The sequence below is a fragment of the Methylobacterium sp. 174MFSha1.1 genome (genome assembly GCF_900116815.1).
Taxonomy (GTDB): Bacteria; Pseudomonadota; Alphaproteobacteria; order Rhizobiales; family Beijerinckiaceae; genus Methylobacterium.
The window spans coordinates 185,217-210,690 of sequence record NZ_FPCB01000005.1 but is presented as its reverse complement, the minus strand read 5'-3'; the positions used below and the strand labels follow the sequence as shown (position 1 = coordinate 210,690).

Genomic DNA, 25,474 nt, shown 5'->3' with positions numbered 1-25,474 from the left:
CGTTTCCTCCTCCCGCCTGTCGCGCCGGCGGGTGACGCCAGTCGAGCCGGCGCGGCCCCGCGGCGCAACCGTCCGGACGGCATGGCACCGATGCGGGTCGGCGGGTTCCCCCCGCAAGCCCCCTGGCCCGGTCCGCCCGATCGGGGCATAGAATCCCGGCCTCCCCGCCGCGAGACCCGCCCCGTGACCGCCTCCGATTCCGATCCCGCCCTGCGCGCCACCGTGCGGCGCGTCGCCCTGCTCAATCTCGGCTATTTCGGGATCGAGGCGACGGTGGCGGTGGCGATCGGCTCCGTGGCCCTCGTCGCCGACAGCGTCGATTTTCTGGAGGATGCGGCGCTCAACCTCCTGATCGTCGCCGGCCTCGGCTGGCGGCCGGCGGCGCGGGCGCGGCTCGGCACCGTGATGGCCGGCATCCTGCTGCTGCCGGGGCTGGCGGCCCTGTGGACCGCCTGGCAGAAGATCGGCGCCTTCGCGGCCCCGGCCCCGGTGCCGCTGACCCTGACGGGCCTCGGCGCGCTCGCCGTCAACCTCGCCTGCGCGCTGATGCTGGCCCGCCACCGCGAGGGGCGCGGCAGCCTGACCCGGGCGGCCTTCCTGTCGGCCCGCAACGACGCGGTCGCCAACGTCGCCATCGTGGCGGCCGGGCTGGTCACCGCCGCCACGCTGTCCCCCTGGCCCGACCTCGTCGTCGGCCTCGGCATCGCGGCGATGAACGCCGACGCCGCCCGGGACATCTGGCAGGCCGCCGCCGCCGAGCGCCGGGCGGCCAGGGAGGCGGCGTGAGTTGAGGCGAACTTCGCCGGAGGGACGGCCCTACGGGCCAGGACCCGCCTCGCGCCCGATCAGGTCCCGCATGGCCGCGCCGGTCGGGCCGGCGAGCACGTCGGCGAGGGAGAAGCGGTCGAGCTCGCGCACGAAGCTGCGCTCGGCCGCGTCGAGGGCGTGCTTCAGGAGGCAGCGCCCGGCGAGCGGGCAGGGGCCCCGCGCGCACTCGACGAGGCAGCCGAGCCCTTCGAGCTCCGCCACCACCGCGCCGAGCCGCACCTCCGCCGGCGGCCGGGCCAGGCGCACGCCGCCGGCGCGGCCCTGCCGCGCCTCGATGTAGCCGGATTCGGTGAGCCCGCGCGCGACCTTCTGCAGGTGGTGCAGCGACACCCCGAAGGCGCGGGCGACGGCCGGCGTCGTGGTCCAGGTGCCGGCCTCCACCGCCCCGAGATAGAGCAGCAGGCGCAGCGACAGGTCGGTATAGAGCGAGAGCCGCAGGGCGCTGTCCTTCTCCTTCGCGAGCCGCGAGACGTCGCCCGAGATCCGCGCCCCGAAAGGCCTGCGCCCGTCCCCAGCCGTCCTGGTCGCCAAGCGGTCGTCAGGCAGCCCCCGGGCCGCTCAGGTCTCGGGGTACCAGTTTACACAGATCGGATCGTGCAAGAAAGTCGCGGGCGCATTTGGATCGCCATCGAAGGAATTCGGCGACGCGGCCCCGCGGAAACGGCAGCGGCACGACGGTGAAAGCCCGGTCGATGGTGGTATAATCTGGTAATTCCCGTACTTGTTTGAACTGAGAGGGAAATTCGTATCCGATAAACATATGCGAGGGCGGCGATTGCCGCTGCGTCCTAGGGAATCGTCACCGCGGCCCCGATCGGCAGGGCCGGCCGGTGGGTTCCGGACAACTCGGTCCGGAGGCCCTCTCACACCATTGGGGCAACCCGTGCCGCACTATTTCTTCGACATCAACGACCACGACCTGTCGCATCGCGACGACGAGGGCAGCGAGTGGCCGAACCGCGACGCCGCCCGGGCGCATGCCATGCGGATCCTGGCCGACATCGCCCGCGACGAGGCCCGCCGCCAGGACCGGCTGCACCTGTTCGTGACCATCCGCGACGCGCACCGGACCGTCCTCGCCATCGCCTCCCTGGCCGTCGCCTGCACCTGGCTGGACTGAGGGCTGGACCGAGACTCGGCCCGACCATGGCCCGTCGGCGCCCGGGATGTCGACGGCGCCATCCGCCGTCGCCGGCGCGAGCCGCCGGGTTCTGCCGCCCAGATCTTGGGTATTAATTCCTTTTACCCAAGGAACGACGTCGTTTAACCGTCAGTTCACGGTATTTTCCTATCCCTGAGAGGAGCCGGCCGAACGGCACCTAGGTCACCTCTCGGAACAACGATGAAGCTCAAGCTCTTCGCGCTCGCCGCCTTCCTGCTCGGCGGGGCCGGTGCGGCGGCGGAGCCGGACGTCGCCGCGCTCAAGGCGCAATACCGGCGGCCGGCCAGCATCCCGTTTCCGGAGAACGCCCCGTACTCGCCGCAGCTCGCGACGCTCGGCAAGATGCTGTTCTTCGATCCGCGGCTGAGCGGGATGCAGAACCTGAGCTGCGCGAGCTGCCACAACCCGTCCTTCGGCTTCGAGGTCCCGGTGCCGGGCGCCATCGGGGCGACCAACACGCCGCTGGCGCGCAAGGCGCCCACCATCCTCAACGCCGCCTGGATGCCGGTGCTGTTCTGGGACGGGCGCGCGCCCAGCCTGGAGGCGCAGGCGCAGGGGCCGATCACCGCCGCCGTCGAGATGAACGGCAAGTTCCCGGAGATCGTGGCCCGCCTGAAGGCCATCCCGGATTACGACGCGCAGTTCCGCCGCCTCTTCCCCGGGACCGGCGTGAGCCGCGAGGCCCTGCTGACCGCGGTCGCGACCTACGAGCGCACGGTGGTGGCCGGCTGGGCGCCGTTCGACCGCTGGGTCGAGGGCAACGAGGACGCGATCGGCCCGGACGCCAAGCGCGGCTTCGCGCTGTTTGCCGGCAAGGCCCGCTGCGCCGCCTGCCATACCGGCTGGAACTTCACCGACAACAAGTTCCACGACCTCGGCATCCCGACCCGGGACCTCGGCCGGGCCGGAATCGCGCCGGACGAGCCGGGGGCGCGCCACGCCTTCAAGACCCCGGGCCTGCGCAACCTGACCTACCGGGCGCCGTTCGGGCATGCGGGGCAGTTCGCCGACCTCGACGCGATCCTGACCTTCTACGAGGGCGGCGGGGTCGAGCGGCCGTCGAAGTCGCCGCTGATGCGGGCGGTCGCGCTGAGCCGCCCTGAGCACCAGGACCTCCTCGCCTTCCTGCGCTCCCTGACGGCCGAGCAGACCGAGACGGCCCTGCCCAACCTGCCGAACTGAGCGTCCTTCCCCTCCAACGGCCCCTCGCGCGACACGCCCACACCCCCGTTCGCCGCGGCGGGCGGGCCATGCGGCCGCGGCGGGCCCTGCGCCGCTCCCTCCGGGTCCCCGATGTCGATTAGAACCAAGCTCCTGCTGCCGCTCCTCGGCTTCCTCGTCGCCGGCGGCGTGCTGGCGGCCCTCGTCGGCTGGCAGGGCATCGCCGCCGTCGGCCGGCTCGGCACCGTCACCGGCCTCAGCCTCGCCTCCGGCGCCGCCGGCGAGGAGGCGAAGGTGCGCTTCGGGCGCGCCGATGCGATCCTCGCCCGCGTCCTGGCGATGACCGACTTCCTCGATCCCGGCACGGTCGAGGCCGGCTTCCGGGCCGAGACCGCGGGCCTCTCCGCCGCCCTCGACCGGCTCGGCGCGACGGCGCAGTCGGAGACGGTCGGCGCCCTGGTGCGCGAGGCGAGGAGCGAGACGGCGCGCTGGCAGCGGGACGCCGGGATCCTCCTCGGCCTGGAGCGGTCCCGCGAGATCCCGACCCAGGAGGCGATGAGCCGGCGCAGCGCCGCCCTGCGGACGAGCCTCGACGCGGTGCGCGAGGCCGGCGCCCGCGACGCCGAGATGCGGGCAGCCAGCACCCGGGCCGGCCTCGAGCGGGAACTGATCGGGATGCTGCTCGCCGGCGCCGTGCTGGCGGCGGCCGGGTTCGGCGCGGCCTGGCTGATCGCCCGCAGCGTGTCGCGCCCGCTGGTGGGCCTCGTCGCCGAGGCCGACCGGCTCGCGGCGGGCGACCTCGCGGTGCGCTTCGTCGGGCTGGAGCGCCGCGACGAGGTCGGCGCCGTCGCCCGGGCGGTGGCGGGGTTTCGCGATCGTATGGTCGAGCGGGCGGCGCTCGCCGCCTCCAACGCCGAGCAGGACCTGCTGGTGGAGCGCGGCCGCCGGGTCGAGGCGCATATCCGCGCCTTCGAGGACGGCGTGCTCGCCGCCCTCGACGAGGTCGACGCCACCGTCGCCGCCATGGCGGACTCGGCCGACCGGCTCGGCGCGGTGACCCGCGAGATGGAGCGCGAGGCCGCCGGCGCCGCCGGCACCTCGGAGCGGACCCGCAGCCACGTCGAGGGCGTGGCGCGGGCGGCCTCCGCCCTCGCCGGGGCGGTGGCGGCGGTCGGCCGCCAGACCGACGAGACCGCGCAGCGGGTGGCCCAGGCGAATGCCCAGGTCAGCTCCGCCGACGGCGCCGTCGCGGGCCTGTCCGGGGCGGCGCAGCGCATCGGCGACGTGGTGGCGATGATCGCCGGCGTCGCCGGCCAGACCAACCTGCTCGCGCTCAACGCCACGATCGAGGCGGCCCGCGCCGGCGAGGCAGGGCGCGGCTTCGCGGTGGTGGCGGCGGAAGTCAAGGAGCTCGCCGGCCAGACGGCGCGGGCGACCGAGGAGATCACCCGCCAGGTCGCCGGCATCCAGTCCGCCACCGCCGGGGCCGTCGCGGTGATCCGCGGCATCGGCGGCGCCGTCGACGCGATCGAGGCCATCGCCGGCGAGACCGCCCGCGCCGTCGCCGAGCAGCACCGGACCGCCGGCGAGATCGGCCTCAGCGCCGAGGCCGCCGTCGGCCTCACCGCCGAGACCGACCGCAGCATCGACGGCACGGCGACGGGCCTGCGCGGCACGGTCGCGGCGATCGCCGGGGTCGGGGAAGCGGCCGCCGCCATCCATGCCGAGACGGCGCGCCTGCGCGGGCGCGTCCAGGATTTCGTCGGCCGGGTCTCGGCGGCGTGACGCGCACGACCCGATGGTGCGGCGCAAACCGTCGCGCCCCGAAACCCGGCCTCCCGACGAACCGTTACCCCCGCGCTCTTTAACCTGTGTTGGCAGCGAGGCGACGTGACGGACCGGCCGATCGAGGACTACGCCATCATCGGCGATACCTGCACGACGGCGCTCGTCGCCCGCGACGGATCGATCGACTGGCTGTGCTGGCCCTGCCACGACAGCCCGGCGGCGTTCCTGCGCCTCCTCGACGACGACAAGGGCGGGTTCTGCGACCTCGTCCTCGAAGGCGTGCGGGAGACGCAGCGCCGCTACCGCCCCGGCACCTGCATCCTGGAGACCACCTTCGTCACCGCGACCGGCCGGGCGACCCTCACCGACTTCATGCCGGTCCACCCGCTCGATGCAGTGCCCGACGAGGGGCCGGACGGCGACCCGCGCGGCCGGATCGTGCGGATCCTCGCCTGCGAGGCCGGCACGGTGACGGGGCGCTTCCGCGTGCGCCCGACCTTCGACTACGCCCGCGACGACGCCGCCCTCGAACCCGAGGAGCGGGGCACGGTCCTGTGCCGGCGGCTCGGCCGCCCGGAAGGCATCCGCGTCGCCGCCACGGTGCCGCTCAGTCTCGCGGGCGACCGGGTCGAGGCGGCCTTCGCCTTGCAGGCCGGGGAGGGCGCGTCCCTGGTCCTCGCCCACCGGGAGGACGACGACGGCGCGGTGGACGAGGCCGGGCCGAGCCTCTCGGCGACGCAAGCCTACTGGGAGGAATGGTCCGGCCGCTGCACCTACGAGGGCGCGCACCGGGACACGGTGCTGCGCAGCGCCCTGGTGCTGAAGCTCCTCACCCACGCCCCCTCGGGCGGGATCATCGCGGCCTCCACCACCAGCCTGCCGGAGGCGGTGCCGGGCACCCGCAACTTCGATTACCGCTACGTCTGGATGCGGGACGCGAGCTTCACCGTCACGGCCTTCGTCAATCTCGGCTACGTGCGCGAGGCGGCGGAGTTCCTGCGCTTCCTGCGCGATGCCGACAAGACCCGCGGCCGCGACCTGAAGCTGATGTACGGCATCAACGGGCGCGTGCCGGAGGAGGAGATCCTCGATCACCTGCGCGGCTGGCGCGGGGTCGGGCCGGTGCGGATCGGCAACGCGGCGTCGGGCCAGCACCAGTACGACATCTACGGCGAGTTCCTGGTGGCGCTCCACGCCTTCCTCGACGCCGTCGACTACGACCCGCCGGTGAAGGTCAACGACCACCTGCCGGAGGCGCTCGGCCACCTCACCGACCACGTCATCCGCTGCCGCCACGCGCCCGATCACGGCATCTGGGAGCTGCGCGACGAGACGCGCCAGATCCTGCACACCAAGGGCATGCTCTGGGTCGCCCTCGACCGGGCGGTGCAGATCGCCCAGGAGGTGGACGTGGCGAGCCCCGACAAGGTCGCGGAGTGGCGCCGGGTCGCGGCGGAGATCCGGGCCGAGTACCACGAGAAGGGCTGGAACAGCCAAGTCGGGGCCTACACCCAGGCCTACGGCTCCGACGACCTCGACGCCGCGGTCCTGCGCACGGTGCTGTTCGGCGCCTTCGACGCCCACTCGCCCCGGGTCGCCGCCACCCTGGAGGCGGTGAGCGCCGGGCTCGGCGACGGCGACCTGCTCTACCGCTACCGCAACGGCGACGGGTTCGAGCACCCGGAGGCGACCTTCGCGGCCTGCGCCTTCTGGCGCGTCGGTTGCCTGGCGCTCGCCGGGCGCATGGACGAGGCCGAGCCGCTCTTCGCGCGGCTTCTCGCCCGCGGCAACGACCTCGGGCTGTTCGCCGAGGAGATCGACGCCGCGACGGGCGAGCAGCGCGGCAACGTCCCGCAGGGCTTCACCCACATGGCGATCATCAACCACGCGGTCCGGCTCGACCGGGCGGCGCGGCACGCGCAGGCCCGGACCGACGAGCCGTGCCAATGGGCGGTGGGGGCCTGAGCGGGGCCGGAAACCCCGCCGGAAGGGGGTGGGCACCGCCGCCCGAATTTGCTCTAAGGCTCGGACGGGCGCCCTCGCGGGCGCCTTCGCGATCCGAAGCCAACCATCCGGGAACGTCAGTCGTGGCGGGCGAGCCGTACTTCATCACCACCGCCATCTCGTACCCCAACGGGGTGCCGCATATCGGCCACGCCTACGAGGTGATCGCCGCCGACGCCATCGCGCGCTTCAAGCGCCTCGACGGCTACGACGTGTTCTTCACCACCGGCACCGACGAGCACGGCCTCAAGATCCAGCAGACCGCCGCCAAGGCCGGGATCAGCCCGCGCGCCTTCGTCGACGACATGGCGCCGCGCTTCCGCACCATGGCCGAGCGGCTCGACTGCTCCTTCGACCGCTTCATCCGCACCACCGACGCCGACCACATCGCCTCCGCCCAGGCCCTGTGGCGCCGGATGGAGGCGAACGGCGACATCTACCTCGCCAAGTATGCCGGCTGGTACTCGGTCCGCGACGAAGCCTATTACGACGAATCCGAGCTGGTCACGGCGCCGGACGGCAGCCGCCGGGCGGAGAAGACCGGCACGCCGGTCGAGTGGGTCGAGGAGGAGAGCTACTTCTTCCGGCTCTCGGCCTATGCCGAGCGCCTGCTCGCCCATTACGAGGCCCATCCGGACTTCATCGGCCCCGACACCCGCCGCAACGAGGTGACGAGCTTCGTCCGCTCGGGCCTGCAGGACCTCTCGGTCAGCCGCACCACCTTCGACTGGGGCGTGCCGGTGCCGGGCAGCCCCGCGCACGTGATGTATGTCTGGGTCGACGCGCTCACGAACTACATCACGTCCTGCGGCTTCCCCGACGAGGCCGATCCGCGCTGGCGCCACTGGCCGGCCGACCTCCACGTCATCGGCAAGGACATCATCCGCTTCCACGCCGTGTACTGGCCGGCCTTCCTGATGTCGGCCGGCATCCCGGTGCCGAAGCGCGTCTTCGGCCACGGCTTCCTCCTCAACAAGGGGGAGAAGATGTCGAAGTCGGTCGGCAACGTCGTCGATCCGGTCGGCCTCGCCGACATCTACGGCGTCGACCCGCTGCGCTACTTCGTGCTGCGCGAGGTGCCGTTCGGCCAGGACGGCAGCTACTCGCACGAGGCGATCGTCAACCGGCTCAACGCCGACCTCGCCAACGACCTCGGCAACCTCGCCCAGCGCTCGCTGACCATGATCGCCCGCAATTGCGGCGGTCAGGTTCCGAACGCGGGCGAGCCCTCCGCCGCCGACCGGGCTCTCCTGGCGATGGCCGACGCGCTGCCGGAGAAGGCGAGGGGGCTGATGCAGGACCTCGCCCTGCACGCGGTGCTGGCCGAGATCTGGGCCGTGGTGGCGGAGGCCAACCGCTACTTTGCCGGCCAGGAGCCGTGGACCCTGCGCAAGACCGATCCGGCCCGGATGGAGGCGGTTCTCTACACCACCGCCGAGGTGCTGCGAGCGATCGGCATCCTGGTCCAGCCCTTCATCCCGACCGCCGCCGCCCGGCTCCTCGACCTGCTGGCGGTGGCGCCCGATTCGCGCAACCTCGCCGATGTCGGGGCGCAGGGGCGGCTCGTGACCGGCACGGCCCTTCCGGCGCCGAGCCCGATCTTCCCGCGCTACGTGGAGCCCGAGGCGTGAGCCTGGTCGACAGTCACTGCCACCTCGACTCGCCCGGCCTCGCCGAGCGGCTGCCCGAGGTGCTGGCCCGGGCGAAGGCGGCCGGGATCGACCGGATGGTGACGATCTCAACCCGGGTGCGCCGGTTCGAGACCTACCGGGCTCTGAGCGAGGCCCATCCGGAGGTGCTGTTCACGGTCGGCACCCACCCGCACCAGGCCGGCGAGGAGCCGGACGTGCCGGCGGCCGAGATCGTTGACCTCTCGCGCCATCCGCGCTGCATCGGCATCGGCGAGGCCGGGCTCGACTACCACTACGATTACGCGCCGCGGGACGTGCAGCAGCGCGTGTTCCGCACCCACATCGCGGCGGCGCGGGAGAGTGGGCTGCCGCTCGTCATCCACGCCCGCGAGGCGGACGAGGATGTGGCGCAGATCCTCACCGAGGAGATGGCCGAGGGCCCGTTCAAGGCGGTGCTGCATTGCTTCTCGTCGGGGCGGGGGCTCGCCGAGACCGGGGTCGCGCTCGGTCTGTACGTGTCGTTCTCCGGCATCGTCACGTTCCGCAACTCGGACGAGATCCGGTCGATCGCCGCCTCCGTGCCGCGCGAGCGCCTGCTCGTCGAGACCGACGCGCCGTACCTCGCGCCGGTGCCGCACCGGGGCCGGCCGAACGAGCCGGCCTTCGTCGCCGACACCGCCCGGGTGCTGGCCGAGACCGTGGGGCTGAGCGCCGACGACCTCGCGACGCTCACCACCGGCAACTTCTACCGCCTGTTCGACAAGGCCGCCGCCCACCGTTGAGGGTTTTTGACACGCATGCCGACCCTGACCCTTCGCATCCTGGGCTGCGGCTCCTCGGGCGGCGTGCCGCGGGTCGGCTACGGCTGGGGCGCCTGCGACCCGGCCGATTCCCGCAACCGGCGCCGGCGCTGCTCGCTGCTGGTGCGGCGCCGCGACACCGAGAGCGAGGCGACGACCGTGCTCGTCGACACCTCGCCGGACCTGCGCGAGCAGCTCCTCGACGCCGAGGTGCAGCGCCTCGACGGCATCCTGTTCACCCATTCCCACGCCGACCACACCCACGGCATCGACGACGTGCGCGCCATGGTGATCCACATGCGCCGGCGCATCGCGGTCCATGCCGACGCCGAGACCTCGGCGCTGCTCAAGGCCCGGTTCGGCTACTGCTTCACCTCGCGGCCGGGCAGCCTCTACCCGCCGATCCTCGACCTGCATGAGCTCGAGACCGGCGCGCCGGTGACCGTCGAGGGTCCGGGCGGGCCGGTGACCGCCACGGCCTTCGCGATGGAGCACGGGCCCGAGACGGCCCTGGGCTTCCGCTTCGCCGACGCGGCCTACGCGCCGGACGTCAGCACCATGCCGGACGCCGCCAAGGCGCAGCTCGACAATCTCGACCTCCTGATCATCGATGCCCTGCGCGACACGCCGCACCCGACCCATTTCTCGGTGCCGGATGCCCTGGCGCTGATCGAGGAGGTGCGCCCGCGCCGCGCCATCCTGACCAACCTCCACACCGACCTCGATTACGAGACCTTGCGCCGGCGCCTGCCGCCCGGGGTGGTGCCGGCCTATGACGGGCTTACGGTCGAGGTCGATGGCTGAAGGTGGATCGCGAGCCAGACCGTCGGCGCGTCGGGATCGGTCCACTCGACCCGGTGGCGGAGATGCGCCGGGATCATCAGGTGGTCGCCGGGCGCGAGCCGCCGCGGCTCACGCTCGCCGTGCAGGTGCAGGCCGGCGGATCCCGAGAGCAGCACGACCCATTCGTCCCACGGCTGGTCGTACCAGAAGCCCGGCGGGCTGGCCTGGCCGGTGGAGACGATCCGCTCGATGCGGGCCTGCGGAGTTCGCGCCAGGACGTCGACGGTCTCGTCGGGCCGGGGCGTCGCAGGCAGGCCGGCGAAGAGGTTGGCGGTGGGTGGGGGTGCGCTCGTCATTGCGCGTCCGGCATCGTCGCGGGGTCGCGGGCACCGTGACGGATGCCGACCACAACGACCTCATCTTCGGTTATGGTGTAGAAGATCAGGTAAGGACTGGCCAAGATCCGGCGCATAGGCTGGAGGTTGGTCAGCGGTCCGCTGTAGGGCCGTTCGAGCAGACGGTCGGTCGCTGCCTGAATGCGGGCCAGGACGCGGCGGCCGCCACCCGGAGATATCGCGGAGATCCCGTCCAGTATCTGCTCGAGCTCGTCCGCCGCCTCGGGCGTGTAGCGCAGCCTCACAGGCCGTGCTTCGCCCAGATGGCCCGCATCCGCTCGTCGCTCGCGAACTCGCCCCGGGCGGCCTGTGCGAGGGATTTGGCGAACGACGCCTTCTCCTCGGGGCCGAGAACGACGAGGCTCTGCTCGTCGTCGAGGACGACCAGCATGGCACGAGCGACCTCGTCCTGCGTTTCAGGCGGGAGGGCGCGGGCGCGTTCGATGGCTTTCTCGAGAAGCTCGGTCATGCCGCCACTATGCACCCGATTCGTGCCGGCCAGAAGGGAAACCGCAAGGCCCGCGACCTGACAAAACCCGAAACGTGCGCGCAGCCGGAGATCGTCATGACGGCCTGTCCGTGCTCAAGGGCTTGCGAGCGGAATGCCGGAACCGCTGCACCACGATCTCGTCGCGGCTGACGAAATAATCGACATGGTAAGGGTAAGGGGTCAGAGTGGCACGACGCACGCCCGGGATGGGCGTCCTGCTGCCGGATTGCGGATGCTGCTGCAAGCGGGCCAGCGTCATGCGCAATCGCTTCTCGACGTTGGCTGCGCCTTGCGGGGACTCGGCCGCGATGGAGGCCAGCGCCGTTTCGATCTGCTGCAAGGCCCGCTTCTGAAAACGTAGCCTCAAAACCGGCAACTCAAAGCCGGTACTTGGACAGCACGGCTTCCACCTCGGCATCTGTGGCGAACTCGCCGCGCTTCATCTCGGCCTGCGCCTCGATCAGGTCGGCCTCTTCCTCAAGCGTCAACGCGATCACCGGGTCATCGTGCCCGGCATAGGCCAGCACCATGCGGGCGATCTCGTCCTGCATGTCGGGGGAAAGGGCGCGGGCGGTCCGAACCGCCTTTTCGAGAAGCTCGGTCATGCCGCCACTATGCACCCGATTCGCACCTGCCAGAAGGGAAACCGCAAGGCGCCGCGGCCCGGCGGAACCCATCCCACACGGCCCCGACCCGTCCTTTCGTTCCATAATGCTAATTATGCGAATCATATTCAGGGGGGAGGAAGGGCGCTGTCGCGGACCGGGCTGGATGTCCAACCTCCCCGTCCGACGGGTCGCCGAAACGGGCGAGCGGCGGACGTCAATCGGCGATGGATGCGCCTCGATCGGCGCACTCCTCTCAGCGCATCTTGAACGGCGCGATGGTCGACAGTTCGCGCGAGACGGGCACGCCATCGACGATGGCCTGGACGAGACGTCGCCCGTCCAGGCCGATTGCGACGTGCTCACCCGGCCCCGCTTGCGTGATCGTGTCCGCAATGGCCTCGGCCCGCTCCAGGATCAGCCGCCGCTTGTTGTACGGGAGCGCCACGATCGCGATCGTGCGACCCCGCAAGCTCTGCTGATGGGCCATGTTCTTGTCGTTGGTCACGAGCACCGCGAAGCCGGCCTCCTCGATCGTCCTGATCAGTGCGCCGTTGCCGAGTGCCGCCCAGTGGCGAGGAAAGCGGGAGGCATCGATCCCGTAATCGCGCAGCGCCTGGACGAGCTGGCGTGGAACGCCCTCGTCGACGACGGTCCTCACGCCGCCCTGGATCCGGCGATCGCCTGTGCGGCGAAGTCGAGTACGGCCAGGACGTCGTCCCGGTTCAGGGCCTCGTAGCTGTCCAGGATCTCGTCCAGCGACAGGCCATCCGCCAGGTTCTCGAACAGCACCTCGACCGGCACGCGGGTGCCACGAAAGACCCGGCGACCCGACAGGATGGCCGGGTTCGAGGTCACGATGTCGTCCAGGGATCGACCTGACGCTGGTGCATCGGACGTTCGGGTGGTTGTCATGCCTGTCGGCTCCTGCCGCATCGCGTGCGGGAGACGTTACTCCCGCTGCGCAGGATAGGCTCTTCGGACGATCGCGTCAGGGCCCTTCCACCCGCAGGGCCCAAGATCGGCGAACAAGATCGGCGAAACGGCCTTCCAGGCCAGCACGCCCGGAAGGCCGTGTGGAGCCCTGGACGGGGCCCCAGCTCAGCGCGGCCCGCCGCCCCGGCGCATGGCGATCTCCTGGCCCTCCTGCCGGAGCGCGCCCGACGGCGCCTCGCGCTCGTTCGGGACCGGGTTCATGCCGTCGTGCGCGGTGCGCGAGCCCGGCCGGCCGGAGGCCGGATCGCCGGCCTCGCGCCGCAGCGCCAGGGCGCGCCGGGCCTGCGAGACCAGGCTGCCGCGGGCCTCGGCCGTGCGGCGCCGCTCGCGCTCCTTGCTGGCGCGCTTGACCGCCGAGGCGAGCAAGGCCGCCTTCCGGCGCGAGCCGGTATCGTCCGCGGCGGGCCGCGCGCCCGCGGGCGCCGCCCGGCCGCGCATCTCCCGGCGCTGGCGGTGGGCGATGCCGCGGGCCCGGTCCCGGCGCTCGCGCAGGCGGTGGATCAGGTCGTCGAGGTCCCGGGTCGCGACGTCCTGGATCCGGGGGTGGTGCGACCGGCCGACGAGCTCGGTCTCGTCGGCGGTCAGCAGGCGGGCTTCCTGGCGGCTCGAGAGGGTCAAGGGCTGCTCCGTCGATGGGGGCGATCCGGGGCGTCGCGCGCTCGGCCCCGACCTCGCCCCCCGGGGAAGCCGAGGCGGAGGCACTTGTTCCGCGTGCGCGGACAGGAATAAATCGCTGATGGCACAGGATTAATCCCCGGACCGCGATCGTCGCCGCCCGGCCGCGATCCCGGCCCGCCCTACGCCCCGGCGATCCCGTCGAGCGCCCGCATCGCCGCCTCCGGCAGCTCCAGCGCCGCAGCGCTCAGGTTCTCGCGCAGATGCGCCCGCGACGAGGTGCCGGGAATGAGCAGGAGGTTCTGCGACCGGCGCAGGAGCCAGGCCAGCGCCACCTGCATCGGCGTCGCGGCGAGGGACGCGGCGACCTCCGACAGGCCCTGCGACTGGATCGGGCTGAAGCCGCCGAGCGGGAAGAACGGCACGTAGGCAATCCCCTCGGCCGCCAGCGCGTCGATCAGGACGTCGTCGGCCCGGTGGACGAGGTTGTAGTGGTTCTGCACGCAGGCGATGTCGGTGATGCCGCGCGCTTCCGTCACCTGGGCCGCGGTGACGTTGCTGAGCCCGATCCGGCGGATCAGCCCCCGGCGCCGGAGGTCGGCCAGGACCTCGAGCGGCGCCGCGAGCGAGCCCTCGGCCGGCCCGTGCACGCTGAACATCGCCCGCAGGTTGACGACATCCAGCACGTCGAGGCCGAGATGGCGCAGGTTGTCGTGCACCGCCTGCGTCAGCGCCTCGGCCGAGAAGGCCGGGTTCCACGACGCGTCCGCCCCGCGCACCGCGCCGACCTTGGTGACGATCACGAGGTCGTCCGGGTATGGGTGCAGGGCCTCGCGGATGATCGCGTTGGTGACGTGGGGGCCGTAGAAGTCGCTGGTGTCGATGTGGTTCACGCCCTGCGCCACCGCCTCGCGCAGGACCGCCATCGCCTCGGCCCGGTCCTTCGGCGGGCCGAACACGCCCGGGCCGGCGAGCTGCATCGCGCCGTAGCCGAGGCGCCGCACGCGCCGATCCCCCAGGGCGTAGGTTCCCGCTTTCTCGATCCCGCTCATGATCCGTCTCCCGGCTCGCTGACGACCCGGATCTAGACGCCGCGCGGCTGCACGATAAGACGGTGCAATCCGGACAGGCTGTGCGGGATCACGAACGATGGCGACCGAACCGATGACGGCGGATCTGGGCGACCTCGCAGCCTTCGTGGCGGTGGCGGAGGCCGGCGGCTTCCGCGAGGCGGCGCGGATCCGCGAGACCGGCGCCTCGACCCTGAGCGAGGCGGTGCGCCGTCTCGAAGCGGGGTTCGGGGTCCGGCTCCTCCACCGCACGACCCGCAGCGTCGCGCCGACCGAGGCCGGGGCGCGGCTGCTCGAGCGGCTGAAGCCCGCCCTCGGCGAGGTCGCGGCGGCCCTCGACGTGGTCAACGGCTTTCGCGACCGGCCGGCCGGCAATTTGCGCCTCAACGTGCCGGTGAGCGCGGCGCGCCTCGTGCTGCCTACAATCGTCCCGCCCTTCCTCGCCGCCTATCCGGACATCCACCTCGACGTCGTCGCCGAGGACGGCTTCGTCGACGTGCTGGCGGCGGGCTGCGACGCCGGCATCCGCTACGAGGAGCGCCTGGAGCCGGACATGATCGCGGTGCCGATCGGTCCGCGCACGCAGCGTTACGCCACCGCCGCGGCGCCGGCCTATCTCGACCGGCGCGGGCGGCCGTCCCATCCGCGCGATCTCCTGGCGCATGCCTGCCTGCGCGGCCGCTTCGCCAGCGGCGCGCGGACCGAGTGGGCGTTCGAGCGCGACGGCGAGACCGTGCGGATCGAGCCGACCGGCCCGCTCACCGTGCGGGTCGGCACCGCCACCGACCTCGCGGTCGAGGCGGCCGTCGCCGGGCTCGGCGTGATCGGGCTGTTCGAGGACTGGCTGCGGCCGCATCTCGACAGCGGGGCGCTGGAACCCGTCCTGGAGCCGTGGTGGCCGCGCTTCTCCGGGCCGTTCCTGTACTATCCGGGCCGGCGCTACCTGCCGGCGCCGCTGCGGGCCTTCGTGGACTTCATCGGGGCGCGGCGGGAATGAGCCCCCTGCCCTACGCCCGCCCCTCGGTCTCCCGCGCCAGGGCGTCGACCACCGCGGCGATGCCGGCCGCGTCCTCCCCGTCCTCGCCACGCCCAGCCGCGTAGGCCGCGCGCTGGCGGTCGGCGCTGGTGCCGTCGCGGGCGATGCGGCGGGCCTCATCGAGGGCCTGCGCGCAGCCGAGAGCCGCCGCGTCCTCGGCGACGAGCGCCAGCACGGCCTCCAGGGCCTCGCCGTAGGGCACCGCGCGGCCGGCCTGCGGATCGATCAGGGCGGCGCGCACGCCGTCGCGCTGGGCCCGCCACAGGTTCTCGCGGATCACCGCCCGGGCGACCCCGTCGAGGCCGGCATTCAGGTCGGGGCGGCGCTCGGCGGCGCGCACGAGGCAGCGGTAGAGGCCGGCGATCGCCACGGCGTCCTCGACCCGCGTGCAGGCATCGGCGATGCGCAGTTCCAGCGTCGGGTAGCGGATCGAGGGCCGCAGGTACCACCACAGGAAGCTCGCATCCTGGATCGCCCCGGCCGCCGTCATCACCGCGACGTAGCGCTCGAATTCCTGGTTGCTGGAGAACAGGTCGGGCAGGCCGGTGCGCGGCAGCTCACCGAACGCGCACAGGCGGTAGCCGCACAGGCCGGTGTCGCGCCCCTCCCAGAACGGCGAGGAGACCGAGAGCGACAGCAGCACCGGCAGGAACGGCAGCAGCCGGTTCATCAGGTCGACCCGGCCGTCGGGCCGCGCCACCTCGACATGGACGTGCATGCCGCTCGCCAGGCTGCGCTGGCCCACCATCCGCACCTCGTCGAGGATGCCGTGGTAGCGCGCCCCGTCGGTCGGGGCCTGCGCGTCCCAGGCGGCGCCCGGATGGGTGCCGGCGCCGAAGACGAGGATCCCGTGCGCCCGGCCGATCTCGGCGAGCCCCCGGCGCAGGGAGGCGAGGCCGGACCGGGCCTCCTCGAGACTCGTCGCCGGCGGCGTCGCGATCTCGATCTGGCTCTGCAGGAGCTCGCGCTCGGCCGCCGGCAGCAGGGCCTTGGCGGCGGCGTGGAAGCCCCGCGCGCCCTCGCGCGGCGTGCCGCGGGTCGCGGCATCCGCCAGGAAGAACTCCTCCTCGATGCCGAAGCGGTAGGCGGGGCCGGTCATGGATGGGGGGTTCTCCGAGAGTGCAGGAATATAGGCGCCGGCTACCGGCCGGCCACGGTGTCAGCTCCGCCCGGCCCACAGCGCCAGGACGAGGAGGGCGAGGACGAGCGCGGCGAGGCCCGCCCAGATCACCGCCCAGGTCACCGCACGGTGCGCGCCGCCCCGGGCGGCCGGGGGCGCCGCAGCGCGGGGCGTCGGGGCGGGTGCGGCCGTCGCGGCGGACGGCGTGTCCGGCGCGGGCGGCGGCGGGGCCCCGGTCGCCGGCTCCGGCAGCCGGACCGTGCCGGCGGGCGGCAGCGGGCGGCCGGACGACAGCAGAGAATCGTCCGGATCGACCGAGATCCCGGCCTCCTCCAGCTCGATCAGCACCATCGCGATGTCCTCGGCGCTCATCCGGTCGACCGGCAGGGCGCGGCGCAGGTCGTCGGGACCCAGCCCGCCCTGGCTCCGGCCGAGGGCGACCAGGCGGTCGAGGGTGGCGCGGTCGAAGGCGGCCTGCATGGCGGGAGGCTCCGGTCTGCCGGAAGTCCGGTCGATGATGTGCCAACGCGCACGGGCCGGCGGCGTTTCCCGTCACGCTCGCGCCCAGATGGGGGTGGACAAGACCCGGGCTCCCGGTGTCCGTCGGGACCACCCGAACCCAGGCGAGCCATGAACGCCCACTCGACCCATGTCCGTCCGGCCCCCGAGGAGCCGCGTCCGGTCCTCGCCCGGATCACGCCGCCGGCGCGGCCGCTCGGGCCGTGGCGCTTCCTGCGCACGGTGGTGCGCAACCCGCTCGAGGCCTGGCCCGAGACGATCTACCGGGAGCCGCACTACACCTCCGAGTTCCTCGGCACGTCGAGCCTGTTCGTGATGGCCCCGAACCTGATCCGGCGGGTGATGGTCGACGAGGCCGACGCGTTCGAGAAGTCGGAGGTCCTGCGCCGCGCCCTCTCGCCGGCTTTGGGCGACGCGATCCTGACCGCCGACGGGGCGCGCTGGCGCTGGCAGCGCCGGGCGGCGGCGCCGATCTTCCGGGCCGAGCGCATCCGCAGCTTCGTGCCGGCGATGATCAGGGCCGCCGAGCGCACCCGCGACGCCCTGGCGGCCGGTGCCGGCACGGATCCGGGTGCCGAGATCGACATCGCCCAGACGATGATGCGCACCACCTTCGAGATCATCGTCGAGACGATGCTCTCGGGCGCCGGCCGGATCGACGCCGCCCGGGTCGAGCAGGGCATCACCGACTACCTCGAGTCGACCAGCTGGGTCTTCGCCCTCACGCTGCTGCGGGCGCCGGCCTGGATACCGTTCCCGGGCCGGGCCCGCGCCGACCGGGCGAAGAGCTACCTGCGCGACGAACTCTTCCGCCTGTCCGCGGAAGGCCGCCGCAACGGCACGGAAGGCCGCAACGACCTGATGAGCCTGCTGCTCGCCGCCCGCGACCCGGAGACCGGCCAGGCGATGGACGACCGCGACGTCGCCGACAACCTGCTCACCTTCGTCACCGCCGGGCACGAGACCACGGCGCTCGCCCTCACCTGGGCGTTCTATCTGCTCGCCCACCACCCGGAGAGCGAGGCGCTGATCGCCGCCGAGGTCGAGGCGGCGACCGGGGGCGGGCCGCTGACCGCCGACCACGTCGACGCCCTGCCCTATACCCGCCAGGTGATCCTCGAGGCGATGCGGCTCTACCCCCCGGTGCCGGTGGTGGTGCGGGCGGCCCTCCGCGACGTCGACCTCGACGGGGTGCCGGTGAAGGCCGGCACGCCGATCACCATCCCGATCTACGCCGTGCACCGCCACGCCACCCTGTGGGACGAGCCGGAGCGCTTCGACCCCGCCCGCTTCGCCCCCGAGGCCGCCAAGGCCCGCGACCGCTACGCCTACCTGCCCTTCGCGGCCGGTCCCCGCATCTGCATCGGCATGGGCTTCGCGCTCTCCGAGGCGGTGGCGATCCTGGCGGTGCTGGTGCGCTCGCTCCGGTTCTCGCTGCGGCCCGGCTACCTGCCGGTGCTCAAGCAGCGCATCACCTTGCGCCCGGCGGAGGGGATGCCGATGCGGGTGAGCCTGCGCTGAGGCCTACTCTGATGCGTGTGCAAGCGGGAGGTTGCGCTCTCGTTCCCATTGCACAAGGTCATCCCGGGGCCGCGTAGCGGAGCCCGGGATCCAGAGCCGCAGATGGTGCAGTATCGGGCGGAACGCGACCCGCCTTTTTCTGGATGTCCTGCGGTTCTGGATTCCGGGCTCCGCTGCGCGGCCCCGGAATGACATGGAGGACTTCAGATCCGCCGGCCCGATGACGAAGGCTCGGGACCAAGATCACTCCCCCTGCCCCACCCTCCTCCGCCCCACCCTCCTCCGCCCCGCCGGCTTCGCCCGGTCGGCGGCTTCCGCCGCCGCGCAGGCCCGCCGCGCCCAGGCCACGAACTCCTCCGGCTCGTCGGCGAGCCGGTCCGGCGCCCGCCAGTAGCTCGCGATCGTGGTCGTCCGGCCGCCCTTCACGTCGTAGGAGAACGGCGCGCCGCCCTCGGCCGCGAAGGACGCGGTCTCCTCGGGAGCCGCCTTCAGGTAGAGCGCGCCGCGCACGACGAGCCCGAACATCAGACGATCGTGAAACAGCCCGAGCCCGCCGAACATCCGGCGGATCGCGACGGCGCCGAGCGGCGCCAGCATCTCCGCGAGGAACGCGCGGTCGCCGTGCTCCATGATTGGCCCCCGGATTTGCTACCTGAGATTCGCCCTCTGGCCCCATCGGCCGAGCTTCGCCGCCGGGGGTCGCGCGGGCAAGCCCGGTGAGCCGTCGAGGCGCGCAGCCCAATTCCGCACCGTCATCGCGGCCGCCGGCCGACGATCCGGCAAGATGTTGCAGGCCCGCCGCGAGCTCTGCCGGCGACGGGCGCCGGTGAGACGATAAAGTTCCGCCTCGCGCGACTGTCCGGAACGGGACCGGACCACGGGATGAGCCGGGTCCGCGCCGCGCGAAGATCGGAAACACGGCCTAGGTCGTCGCCGATTTCATCCGCCTGTCACGAAACCGCACGATGACGCGCCGGTCCCGATACCTCCGGCGGATCCCTTGACCCACGTTCTCGATACGCTTCCGGCGACCCGCGCGGCCGAGCCCGACGCGGCGCGCCGGCCCTTTGCCGGCCTGCTTCTGCCGCTCGCCCTGCTCAGCCCCTCCCTCGTCTTCCTCGCCCTGTTCACCTACTGGCCGGTCATCGAGGTCCTGTGGGACGCGACCCATCAGGTGACGCGCCGGGGCACCCGCTTCGTGGGCCTCGACAACTTCGCCGCGCTGTTCGCCGATCCGACCTTCCAGCGCGCGCTCCTCAACAACGCGCTCTACGCCCTGGGCACGGTGGTGCCGAGCCTGGTCCTGGCGCTCGCCTTCGCGCTGGCGCTCAACGGCGCCGGCCGGATGCGGGCCCTGATGCGGGCGGTGTTCTTCCTGCCGGTGATGATCCCGCTGGTGGCTGCCGCCGCGCTGTTCCTGTTCCTGTTCCTGCCCGGCATCGGCCTCATCGACCACCACCTTGCCCGGCTCGGATTCGCCGGCGCCAACTGGCTCGGCGATCCGGATCTCGCGCTCGCCGCCATCACGGTGCTCACCGTGTGGAAGAATGCCGGCTACTACATGCTGTTCATCCTGGCCGGCCTGCAGGCGATCCCCGACGAGGCCCGCGAGGCCGCGCTCCTCGACGGCGCAGGTCCCTGGCAGCGCCTGCGTCACGTGACGCTGCCGGCGCTCCGCCCGACCTTCGCCTTCGTCGGCGTGATCGCGCTCCTCAACGCGGTGACGCAGGTCGACCACGTCTTCGTGCTGACCAAGGGCGGGCCCTCGGACGCGACGAAGCTCCTGCTGTTCTACATCTACGAGCAGGCCGCCGAGCGCTACGATGCCGGCCGCGCCGCCGCCGCCACGGTGGTGACGCTGGCGCTCCTCGCCGCTCTCACCGCCCTGTCGCTCGGCCGTGCCCAAGGCCCGGAGGCGGCCCGATGAGCGCGACGATGCAATCGGGTCCGGTGACCCGGGAGATCACGCCGCACATCGCCCGCTGGGTCGTCGCCGGCCTCGCTCTCGTCTGGGCGGTGCCGTTCTGGTGGATGCTGGTGGCGGCGTTCCGGCCAGCGGGATCGGGCGCCGACGCCTCGCTCCTGCCCTCGCTGACGCCGACGCTCGCGAACTTCGCCGAGGCCTGGGCCTCGGCCGATTTCCCGCTCTACTTCCTCAACTCGGCCGTGCTCTGCGCCGGCATCCTGGCGGTGCAGCTCGTCACGGCCTCGCTGGCCGGCTACGTCTTCGCCCGCCTCGACTTCGCCGGCCGCGGGTTCCTGTTCGCCCTGTTCCTGGTCCAGCTGATGCTGGTGCCGGTGGTGCTGCTGGTGCCGAACCTGAAGACGGTCGCGGCTCTGGGCCTCTACGACACCCTGCCGGGGGTGATGGCGCCCTACTTCGCCACCGCCTTCGGCACCTTCCTGATGCGCCAGAGCTTCCGCGAGGTGCCGCAGGAGCTCGAGGACGCCGCGATGATCGACGGCGCAGGCTGGTGGGCGCGCATCCGCCTCATCTACCTGCCGCTGACCAAGCCGGCCTTGGTCGCCTTCTCGATCGTCTCGGTCACCAGCCACTGGAACGAGTTCCTGTGGCCGCTGATGGTCATCAACTCCCCCGACAAACGCCCCCTCACCCTGGGTCTCGCGAGCTTCACGCTCAGCGCCGAGGGCATGCAGGCCTGGGGGCTGATCGCGGCCGGCACCTTCCTGGTCAGCCTGCCGCTGCTCGCCGCCTTCCTGATCTTCCAGCGCCGGTTCGTGAACAGCTTCCTCGCCTCCGGCATCAAGTAGAGGACAATTGAAGATGATTTCCTGGTGGAAGGGCGCCGCCCTCGCCCTGGTGGCGGCGGCCGGCCTCGCCGCGCCGCGGCCCGCATTCGCGACCGACATCGAGCTGTTCTTCCCCGTCCCGGTCGACGGGGCGCTCGCCCGCAACATGACGGGGCTCATCAAGGAGTTCAACGACTCCCACCCCGACATCAAGGCGACCCCGGTCTTCACCGGCTCCTACGACGACACGCTGCTCAAGACCCGCGCGTCGATCAAGGCCGGCAAGCCGCCGGCGGCGGTCATCATGTCGGCGAACTTCCTCACCGACCTCGCCATCGAGCGCGAGATCGTGCCGATGGACGACCTGATCCAGAAGGACGGCAAGAGCCAGGACGCCTTCACCGGCCAGTTCTTCCCGGCGCTGCTCCCCAACGCCGTGATCGACCGCAAGGTCTACGGCGTGCCGTTCCACAACTCGACCCCGCTGCTCTACATCAACGCCGACCACTTCAAGGAGGTCGGCCTCGACCCGGACAAGCCGCCGCGGACCTGGGCGGAACTCACCGACGCCGCCCGCAAGCTGACGAAGCGCGAGGGCGACCGCACCACCCGCTGGGGCCTGATGATGCCCTCGAACTACGATTACGGCGGCTGGATCCTCGAAGCCCTGACGATGTCGAACGGCGGGCGCTACTACAACGAGGAGTATGGCGGCGAGGTCTATTACGACACCCCGACCATGCTCGGCGCCCTCACCTTCTGGTCGGACCTGGTCCACAAGGCCAAGGTGCATCCGGCCGGCGAGCAGAAGGGCCCGGCGGTGACCGGCGCCTTCCTGGCCGGCCAGGCCTCGATGATGATCATCTCGACGGGCTCGCTCACCTTCATCCGCGACACCGCCAAGTTCCCGTTCCGGGTCGCCTTCGTGCCGATGAACGTGCGCCAGGCGGTGCCGATCGGCGGCGCCTCGCTGGTGCAGCCGGCCGGCCTCTCGCCGGAGAAGCGCGCCGCCGGCTGGACCCTGATCCAGTGGCTGACCTCGCCCGAGAAGTCGGGCTGGTGGAGCCGCGCCACGGGCTACTTCGCCCCCAACAAGGCCGCCTACGACTTAGCTGAGATGAAGGCGTTCCTGGAGAAGAACCCGGACGCCAAGATCGCCGTCGACCAGCTCGCCAACGCGAAACCGTGGTTCGCCACCTACCGCACCGTGCCGGTGCGCAAGGCGATCGAGGACGAGTTGCAGGCGGTGCTCGCGGGCAAGCGCCAGCCGAAGGAGGCGCTCGTCGCCGCCCAGAAGGCCGCCGATACCCTGATGCGCCCCTACGTCGAGGACACCGCCCTGCGCCTGCCGGGCGCGGAGTGACGCACATTTCGACGTGAAACGCACCCCTTTCCCGGACGACTGAAGCGAAGCGGAAGGAGATCCGGGATCCAGCACAAGGACTCGCCGCGAAGCGGCTCATTGTTTGCACCGTTGCAAGCAAGCGGTCGCTTCGCGACGTCTCGTGCTGGATCCCGGGTCGCATTCCGCTGACGCTGCATGCGCCCGGGAAAGGGCGTTCTGCCCTTCTCGACCGGACACCCCCATGCTCATCGCCCAGATCACCGACCTGCACGTGCGCCCCCGCGGGCTGCCGGCCTACCGGGTCTCCGAGACCAACGCGATGGTCGCCCGCGCGGTGGCGCACCTCCTCGCCCTCGATCCCCGCCCCGACCTGGTGCTGATTTCCGGCGACCTCACCGATTGCGGCTTGCCCGAGGAATACGAGCTTCTGCGCGGGCTCCTCGCCCGGCTGCCGATGCCGGTCTACGTGGTGCCCGGCAACCACGACCAGCGCGAGACGATGCGCGAGGTGCTGCCGGCGGCCTGGATGCCCGGCGCGACGGACGGCTTCGTCCAGTACACGGTCGAGGATCACCCGGTCCGCCTGATCGCCCTCGACACGCTGGTGGCGGGCGCGAGCCACGGCGCGCTCTGCACGGAGCGCCTCGGCTTCCTCGAGCGGGCGCTCGCCGGCGGCGACGGCCGCCCGACCCTGGTCTTCATGCACCACCCGCCCTTCGAATGCGGCCTCGTCCACATGGACCAGATCCGGCTCCTCGACGGCGAGGCGGCGTTCCGGCGGCTGATCGGGGCTCAGACCTCGATCGAGCGGATCCTGTGCGGCCACCACCACCGGCCGATCCTGACCCGCTACGCCGGCACGATCGCCCAGATCGCCCCGAGCGTGACCCACCAGGTCGCCTTCGATCTCACACCGGAGCACGAGGGTGCGCTCGTCTTCGAGCCGCCGGCCTACCTGCTCCACCGCTACACGCCGGAGAGCGGGATCGTGAGCCACATGGTGTATGTCGAGAGCTTCGACGGGCCTTACCCGTTCGTGCTGGATGCCGCCTATCCGGGGCAGCACTGATATCAAGAATAGAATTCCAAGAATATGACGCGGGATCCCCTCTCCCGTGTGGGAGAGGGGTAGGGGTGAGGGTGCTACACTTCAGTGTAAAGCTCTGAAGATCGTGCTGGTAGCGGATCGGTCGGAGTATGACTCAGGACCGTAGCACCCTCACCCCTGACCCCTCTCCCACACGGGAGAGGGGAAGCGTGCCTCACCTTGAGATTTCGGTCTCAAGGCATGCGGCCCTCAGGTGTTCTTCAGCGCTACCCGGTACTGGCCTTGCGTCTTCGCCCGCACCTCGTCCTCGGTGACGCCGTCGGCGAGCTCGACCAGGCTCATGCCGCCGTCACCCTTCTTGTCGATGGTGAAGACGCCGAGATCGGTGATCACCATGTCGACCACGTGGGTGCCGGTGAGCGGCAGGTCGCAGGCCTCGAGCAGCTTCGGGGATTCCGAGCCGTCCTTGGCCTTGGCGACGTGCTCCATCACCACGACGACCTTCTTGACGCCGGCGACGAGGTCCATCGCGCCGCCCATCCCCTTCACCATCTTGCCGGGGATCATCCAGTTGGCGAGGTCGCCGTTCTGGGCCACCTGCATCGCGCCGAGGATCGACAGGTCGATGTGGCCGCCGCGGATCATCCCGAACGAATCGGCCGACGAGAAGTAGCTCGTGGTCGGCAGTTCGGTGATGGTCTGCTTGCCGGCGTTGATGAGGTCGGGATCCTCCTCGCCCTCGTACGGGAACGGGCCCATGCCGAGCATCCCGTTCTCGGACTGGAGCTGCACCGACATGCCGTCGGGGATGTAGTTCGACACCAGCGTCGGGATGCCGATGCCGAGATTGACGTAGAAGCCGTCCTCGAGCTCGCGGGCGGCGCGAGCCGCCATCTGGTCGCGGGTCCAGGCCATGGTCGTCTCCTCTCTCGCTCGTTCAGATGGCGCCGCCGCCCGTCGGGGCGGGCGCGGGTTCGGCGTTCGGGGCGGCTTCGGCACGCTTGCGGGTGGTGCGCTGCTCGATGCGCTTCTGCGCGTTCGGCACGTGGATCATCCGCTTCACGAACACGCCGGGCGTGATGATGTGGTCGGGGTCGATCTCGCCCGGCTTCACCAGGTGCTCGACCTGCGCGATGGTCATGCGCGAGGCCGAGGCCATCATCGGGTTGAAGTTCCGGGCGGTCTTCCGGTAGACGAGGTTGCCCTCGGTGTCGCCCTTCCAGGCGTGGACCAGCGAGACGTCGGCGAACAGGCCGCGCTCCATCACGTAGGTCTCGCCGTCGAACTCCCGGGTCTCCTTGCCCTCGGCGATCAGGGTGCCGACGCCGGTCTTGGTGAAGAAGGCCGGGACGCCGGCGCCGCCGGCGCGGATGCGCTCGGCCAGGGTGCCCTGCGGGTTGAACTCGATCTCGAGCTCGCCGGCGAGGTACTGCTTGGCGAAGGTCTTGTTCTCGCCGACATAGGACGAGATCATCTTCTTGATCTGCCGGGTCTCGAGCAGCACGCCGAGGCCGACGCCGTCGATGCCGGCATTGTTCGAGATGACCGTGAGGTCCTTGGCGCCGCTCTCGCGCACCGCGTCGATGAGGACGTCCGGAATGCCGCACAGGCCGAAGCCGCCGGCCATGATCGTCATGCCGTCCCGCAGGACGCCCGCCAGGGCGGCGGTGGCGTCGGGGTATACCTTCTTCATCCCTCGTTTCCCCAAATTCTGGTGCCGCCGGAGCGCGCGAGCGCCCTCGTTGTCCCGCACGGATGCGGCGCCTCGCCGCCCTGTTTAGCATCGTTGCGGCGCCGCACCACCGG

General features: G+C 71.8%; 29 protein-coding genes. 14 read left to right on the top strand and 15 right to left on the bottom strand.

The window, feature by feature from the left end; translation table 11 throughout:
- Positions 1 to 183 precede the first annotated feature (183 nt).
- Positions 184 to 786, top strand: coding sequence for a cation efflux transmembrane domain-containing protein (locus tag BM430_RS02930; RefSeq protein WP_244539288.1), 603 nt, complete (start codon positions 184 to 186; stop codon positions 784 to 786).
- A gap of 30 nt (positions 787 to 816) precedes the next feature.
- Here the strand turns inward: BM430_RS02930 and BM430_RS02925 are convergent, their stop codons facing one another.
- The gene (locus BM430_RS02925; protein WP_244539287.1) at positions 817 to 1,359 is read right to left on the bottom strand and encodes an RrF2 family transcriptional regulator; all 543 of its coding nucleotides are present in this window, start codon (positions 1,357 to 1,359) and stop codon (positions 817 to 819) included.
- Positions 1,360 to 1,711: 352 nt separating this feature from the next.
- Here BM430_RS02925 and BM430_RS02920 point away from each other — a divergent pair, with 352 nt between their 5' ends.
- From BM430_RS02920 to BM430_RS02890, 7 genes are all read left to right on the top strand, one after another.
- Positions 1,712 to 1,948 carry a DUF6894 family protein gene (locus tag BM430_RS02920; RefSeq protein ID WP_093565082.1) on the top strand — a complete coding sequence of 79 codons (237 nt, stop codon included), beginning with the start codon at positions 1,712 to 1,714 and terminating at the stop codon, positions 1,946 to 1,948.
- A gap of 222 nt (positions 1,949 to 2,170) precedes the next feature.
- A complete protein-coding gene (locus tag BM430_RS02915) occupies positions 2,171 to 3,172 on the top strand; it encodes a cytochrome-c peroxidase (protein WP_093565080.1) in 1,002 nt (333 codons plus the stop codon).
- 111 nt (positions 3,173 to 3,283) lie between these two features.
- Positions 3,284 to 4,936, top strand: coding sequence for a methyl-accepting chemotaxis protein (locus tag BM430_RS02910; protein ID WP_093565078.1), 1,653 nt, complete (start codon positions 3,284 to 3,286; stop codon positions 4,934 to 4,936).
- Positions 4,937 to 5,020: 84 nt separating this feature from the next.
- Positions 5,021 to 6,904, top strand: coding sequence for a glycoside hydrolase family 15 protein (locus BM430_RS02905; protein WP_280142260.1), 1,884 nt, complete (start codon positions 5,021 to 5,023; stop codon positions 6,902 to 6,904).
- 122 nt (positions 6,905 to 7,026) lie between these two features.
- Positions 7,027 to 8,574, top strand: coding sequence for a methionine--tRNA ligase (gene metG, locus BM430_RS02900; RefSeq protein ID WP_093565074.1), 1,548 nt, complete (start codon positions 7,027 to 7,029; stop codon positions 8,572 to 8,574).
- The gene (locus BM430_RS02895; protein WP_244539286.1) at positions 8,571 to 9,356 is read left to right on the top strand and encodes a TatD family hydrolase; all 786 of its coding nucleotides are present in this window, start codon (positions 8,571 to 8,573) and stop codon (positions 9,354 to 9,356) included. The genes metG and BM430_RS02895 overlap by 4 nt, the downstream gene beginning before the upstream one ends.
- 15 nt (positions 9,357 to 9,371) lie before the next feature.
- Positions 9,372 to 10,178: an MBL fold metallo-hydrolase gene (locus BM430_RS02890; RefSeq protein WP_093565072.1), complete on the top strand. Its 807-nt coding sequence runs from the start codon at positions 9,372 to 9,374 to the stop codon at positions 10,176 to 10,178.
- Here the strand turns inward: BM430_RS02890 and BM430_RS02885 are convergent.
- The 9 genes from BM430_RS02885 to BM430_RS02845 form a co-directional block, all read right to left on the bottom strand.
- Positions 10,145 to 10,513, bottom strand: a complete 369-nt coding sequence (locus BM430_RS02885; RefSeq protein WP_093565070.1) for a cupin domain-containing protein — start codon at positions 10,511 to 10,513, stop codon at positions 10,145 to 10,147. The two genes, BM430_RS02890 and BM430_RS02885, sit on opposite strands and share 34 nt — an antisense overlap.
- Positions 10,510 to 10,797, bottom strand: a complete 288-nt coding sequence (locus BM430_RS02880) for a type II toxin-antitoxin system RelE/ParE family toxin (protein ID WP_244539285.1) — start codon at positions 10,795 to 10,797, stop codon at positions 10,510 to 10,512. Before BM430_RS02880 ends, BM430_RS02885 begins: the two co-directional genes overlap by 4 nt.
- A complete protein-coding gene (locus tag BM430_RS02875; RefSeq protein ID WP_093565066.1) occupies positions 10,794 to 11,021 on the bottom strand; it encodes a hypothetical protein in 228 nt (75 codons plus the stop codon). The genes BM430_RS02880 and BM430_RS02875 overlap by 4 nt, the downstream gene beginning before the upstream one ends.
- Before the next feature lie 94 nt (positions 11,022 to 11,115).
- A complete protein-coding gene (locus BM430_RS02870; RefSeq protein WP_093565064.1) occupies positions 11,116 to 11,460 on the bottom strand; it encodes a type II toxin-antitoxin system RelE/ParE family toxin in 345 nt (114 codons plus the stop codon).
- Entirely contained in the window at positions 11,420 to 11,647 is a 228-nt protein-coding gene (locus BM430_RS02865) for a hypothetical protein (protein WP_093565062.1), read from the bottom strand. Before BM430_RS02865 ends, BM430_RS02870 begins: the two co-directional genes overlap by 41 nt.
- A 256-nt stretch (positions 11,648 to 11,903) precedes the next feature.
- Positions 11,904 to 12,308 carry a hypothetical protein gene (locus BM430_RS02860; RefSeq protein ID WP_093565060.1) on the bottom strand — a complete coding sequence of 135 codons (405 nt, stop codon included), beginning with the start codon at positions 12,306 to 12,308 and terminating at the stop codon, positions 11,904 to 11,906.
- On the bottom strand, positions 12,305 to 12,505 hold the full coding sequence (locus BM430_RS02855; RefSeq protein WP_244539283.1) for a DUF433 domain-containing protein: 201 nt from the start codon (positions 12,503 to 12,505) through the stop codon (positions 12,305 to 12,307). The genes BM430_RS02860 and BM430_RS02855 overlap by 4 nt, the downstream gene beginning before the upstream one ends.
- Positions 12,506 to 12,748: 243 nt before the next feature.
- A complete protein-coding gene (locus BM430_RS02850; protein ID WP_093565056.1) occupies positions 12,749 to 13,261 on the bottom strand; it encodes a hypothetical protein in 513 nt (170 codons plus the stop codon).
- Between the two features lie 179 nt (positions 13,262 to 13,440).
- Positions 13,441 to 14,310, bottom strand: a complete 870-nt coding sequence (locus BM430_RS02845; protein WP_093565054.1) for an aldo/keto reductase family oxidoreductase — start codon at positions 14,308 to 14,310, stop codon at positions 13,441 to 13,443.
- A gap of 112 nt (positions 14,311 to 14,422) precedes the next feature.
- On the opposite strand from BM430_RS02845, the gene BM430_RS02840 reads away from it, so the two are divergent.
- A complete protein-coding gene (locus BM430_RS02840; RefSeq protein WP_093565432.1) occupies positions 14,423 to 15,325 on the top strand; it encodes a LysR family transcriptional regulator in 903 nt (300 codons plus the stop codon).
- A 10-nt stretch (positions 15,326 to 15,335) separates the two neighbouring features.
- Here the strand turns inward: BM430_RS02840 and BM430_RS02835 are convergent, their stop codons facing one another.
- Together BM430_RS02835 and BM430_RS02830 are read right to left on the bottom strand one after the other, a co-directional pair.
- Positions 15,336 to 16,463 (bottom strand): carboxylate-amine ligase, encoded by a 1,128-nt coding sequence (locus BM430_RS02835; RefSeq protein ID WP_093565052.1) that lies wholly within the window; start codon positions 16,461 to 16,463, stop codon positions 15,336 to 15,338.
- 60 nt (positions 16,464 to 16,523) lie between these two features.
- Positions 16,524 to 16,964, bottom strand: coding sequence for an RNA polymerase sigma factor region1.1 domain-containing protein (locus BM430_RS02830; protein WP_093565050.1), 441 nt, complete (start codon positions 16,962 to 16,964; stop codon positions 16,524 to 16,526).
- Between the two features lie 150 nt (positions 16,965 to 17,114).
- On the opposite strand from BM430_RS02830, the gene BM430_RS02825 reads away from it, so the two are divergent.
- Complete coding sequence (locus tag BM430_RS02825; protein WP_093565048.1) at positions 17,115 to 18,524, top strand: cytochrome P450; 1,410 nt, start codon at positions 17,115 to 17,117, stop codon at positions 18,522 to 18,524.
- A gap of 243 nt (positions 18,525 to 18,767) precedes the next feature.
- Here the strand turns inward: BM430_RS02825 and BM430_RS02820 are convergent, their stop codons facing one another.
- Complete coding sequence (locus BM430_RS02820) at positions 18,768 to 19,154, bottom strand: TfoX/Sxy family protein (protein ID WP_093565046.1); 387 nt, start codon at positions 19,152 to 19,154, stop codon at positions 18,768 to 18,770.
- 445 nt (positions 19,155 to 19,599) lie between these two features.
- Here BM430_RS02820 and BM430_RS02815 point away from each other — a divergent pair, with 445 nt between their 5' ends.
- From BM430_RS02815 to BM430_RS02800, 4 genes are all read left to right on the top strand, one after another.
- Positions 19,600 to 20,451, top strand: a complete 852-nt coding sequence (locus BM430_RS02815; protein ID WP_244539299.1) for a carbohydrate ABC transporter permease — start codon at positions 19,600 to 19,602, stop codon at positions 20,449 to 20,451.
- Positions 20,448 to 21,296, top strand: coding sequence for a carbohydrate ABC transporter permease (locus tag BM430_RS02810; protein WP_177302907.1), 849 nt, complete (start codon positions 20,448 to 20,450; stop codon positions 21,294 to 21,296). The genes BM430_RS02815 and BM430_RS02810 overlap by 4 nt, the downstream gene beginning before the upstream one ends.
- A 13-nt stretch (positions 21,297 to 21,309) precedes the next feature.
- Complete coding sequence (locus BM430_RS02805; RefSeq protein ID WP_093565042.1) at positions 21,310 to 22,638, top strand: ABC transporter substrate-binding protein; 1,329 nt, start codon at positions 21,310 to 21,312, stop codon at positions 22,636 to 22,638.
- A gap of 223 nt (positions 22,639 to 22,861) precedes the next feature.
- The gene (locus BM430_RS02800; RefSeq protein ID WP_093565040.1) at positions 22,862 to 23,689 is read left to right on the top strand and encodes a phosphodiesterase; all 828 of its coding nucleotides are present in this window, start codon (positions 22,862 to 22,864) and stop codon (positions 23,687 to 23,689) included.
- 228 nt (positions 23,690 to 23,917) lie between these two features.
- Here BM430_RS02800 and BM430_RS02795 read toward each other — a convergent pair whose 3' ends face one another.
- Positions 23,918 to 24,583 carry a 3-oxoacid CoA-transferase subunit B gene (locus BM430_RS02795; protein ID WP_093565038.1) on the bottom strand — a complete coding sequence of 222 codons (666 nt, stop codon included), beginning with the start codon at positions 24,581 to 24,583 and terminating at the stop codon, positions 23,918 to 23,920.
- 22 nt (positions 24,584 to 24,605) lie between these two features.
- Positions 24,606 to 25,361: a CoA transferase subunit A gene (locus BM430_RS02790; RefSeq protein ID WP_093565036.1), complete on the bottom strand. Its 756-nt coding sequence runs from the start codon at positions 25,359 to 25,361 to the stop codon at positions 24,606 to 24,608.
- Positions 25,362 to 25,474: the final 113 nt, after the last annotated feature.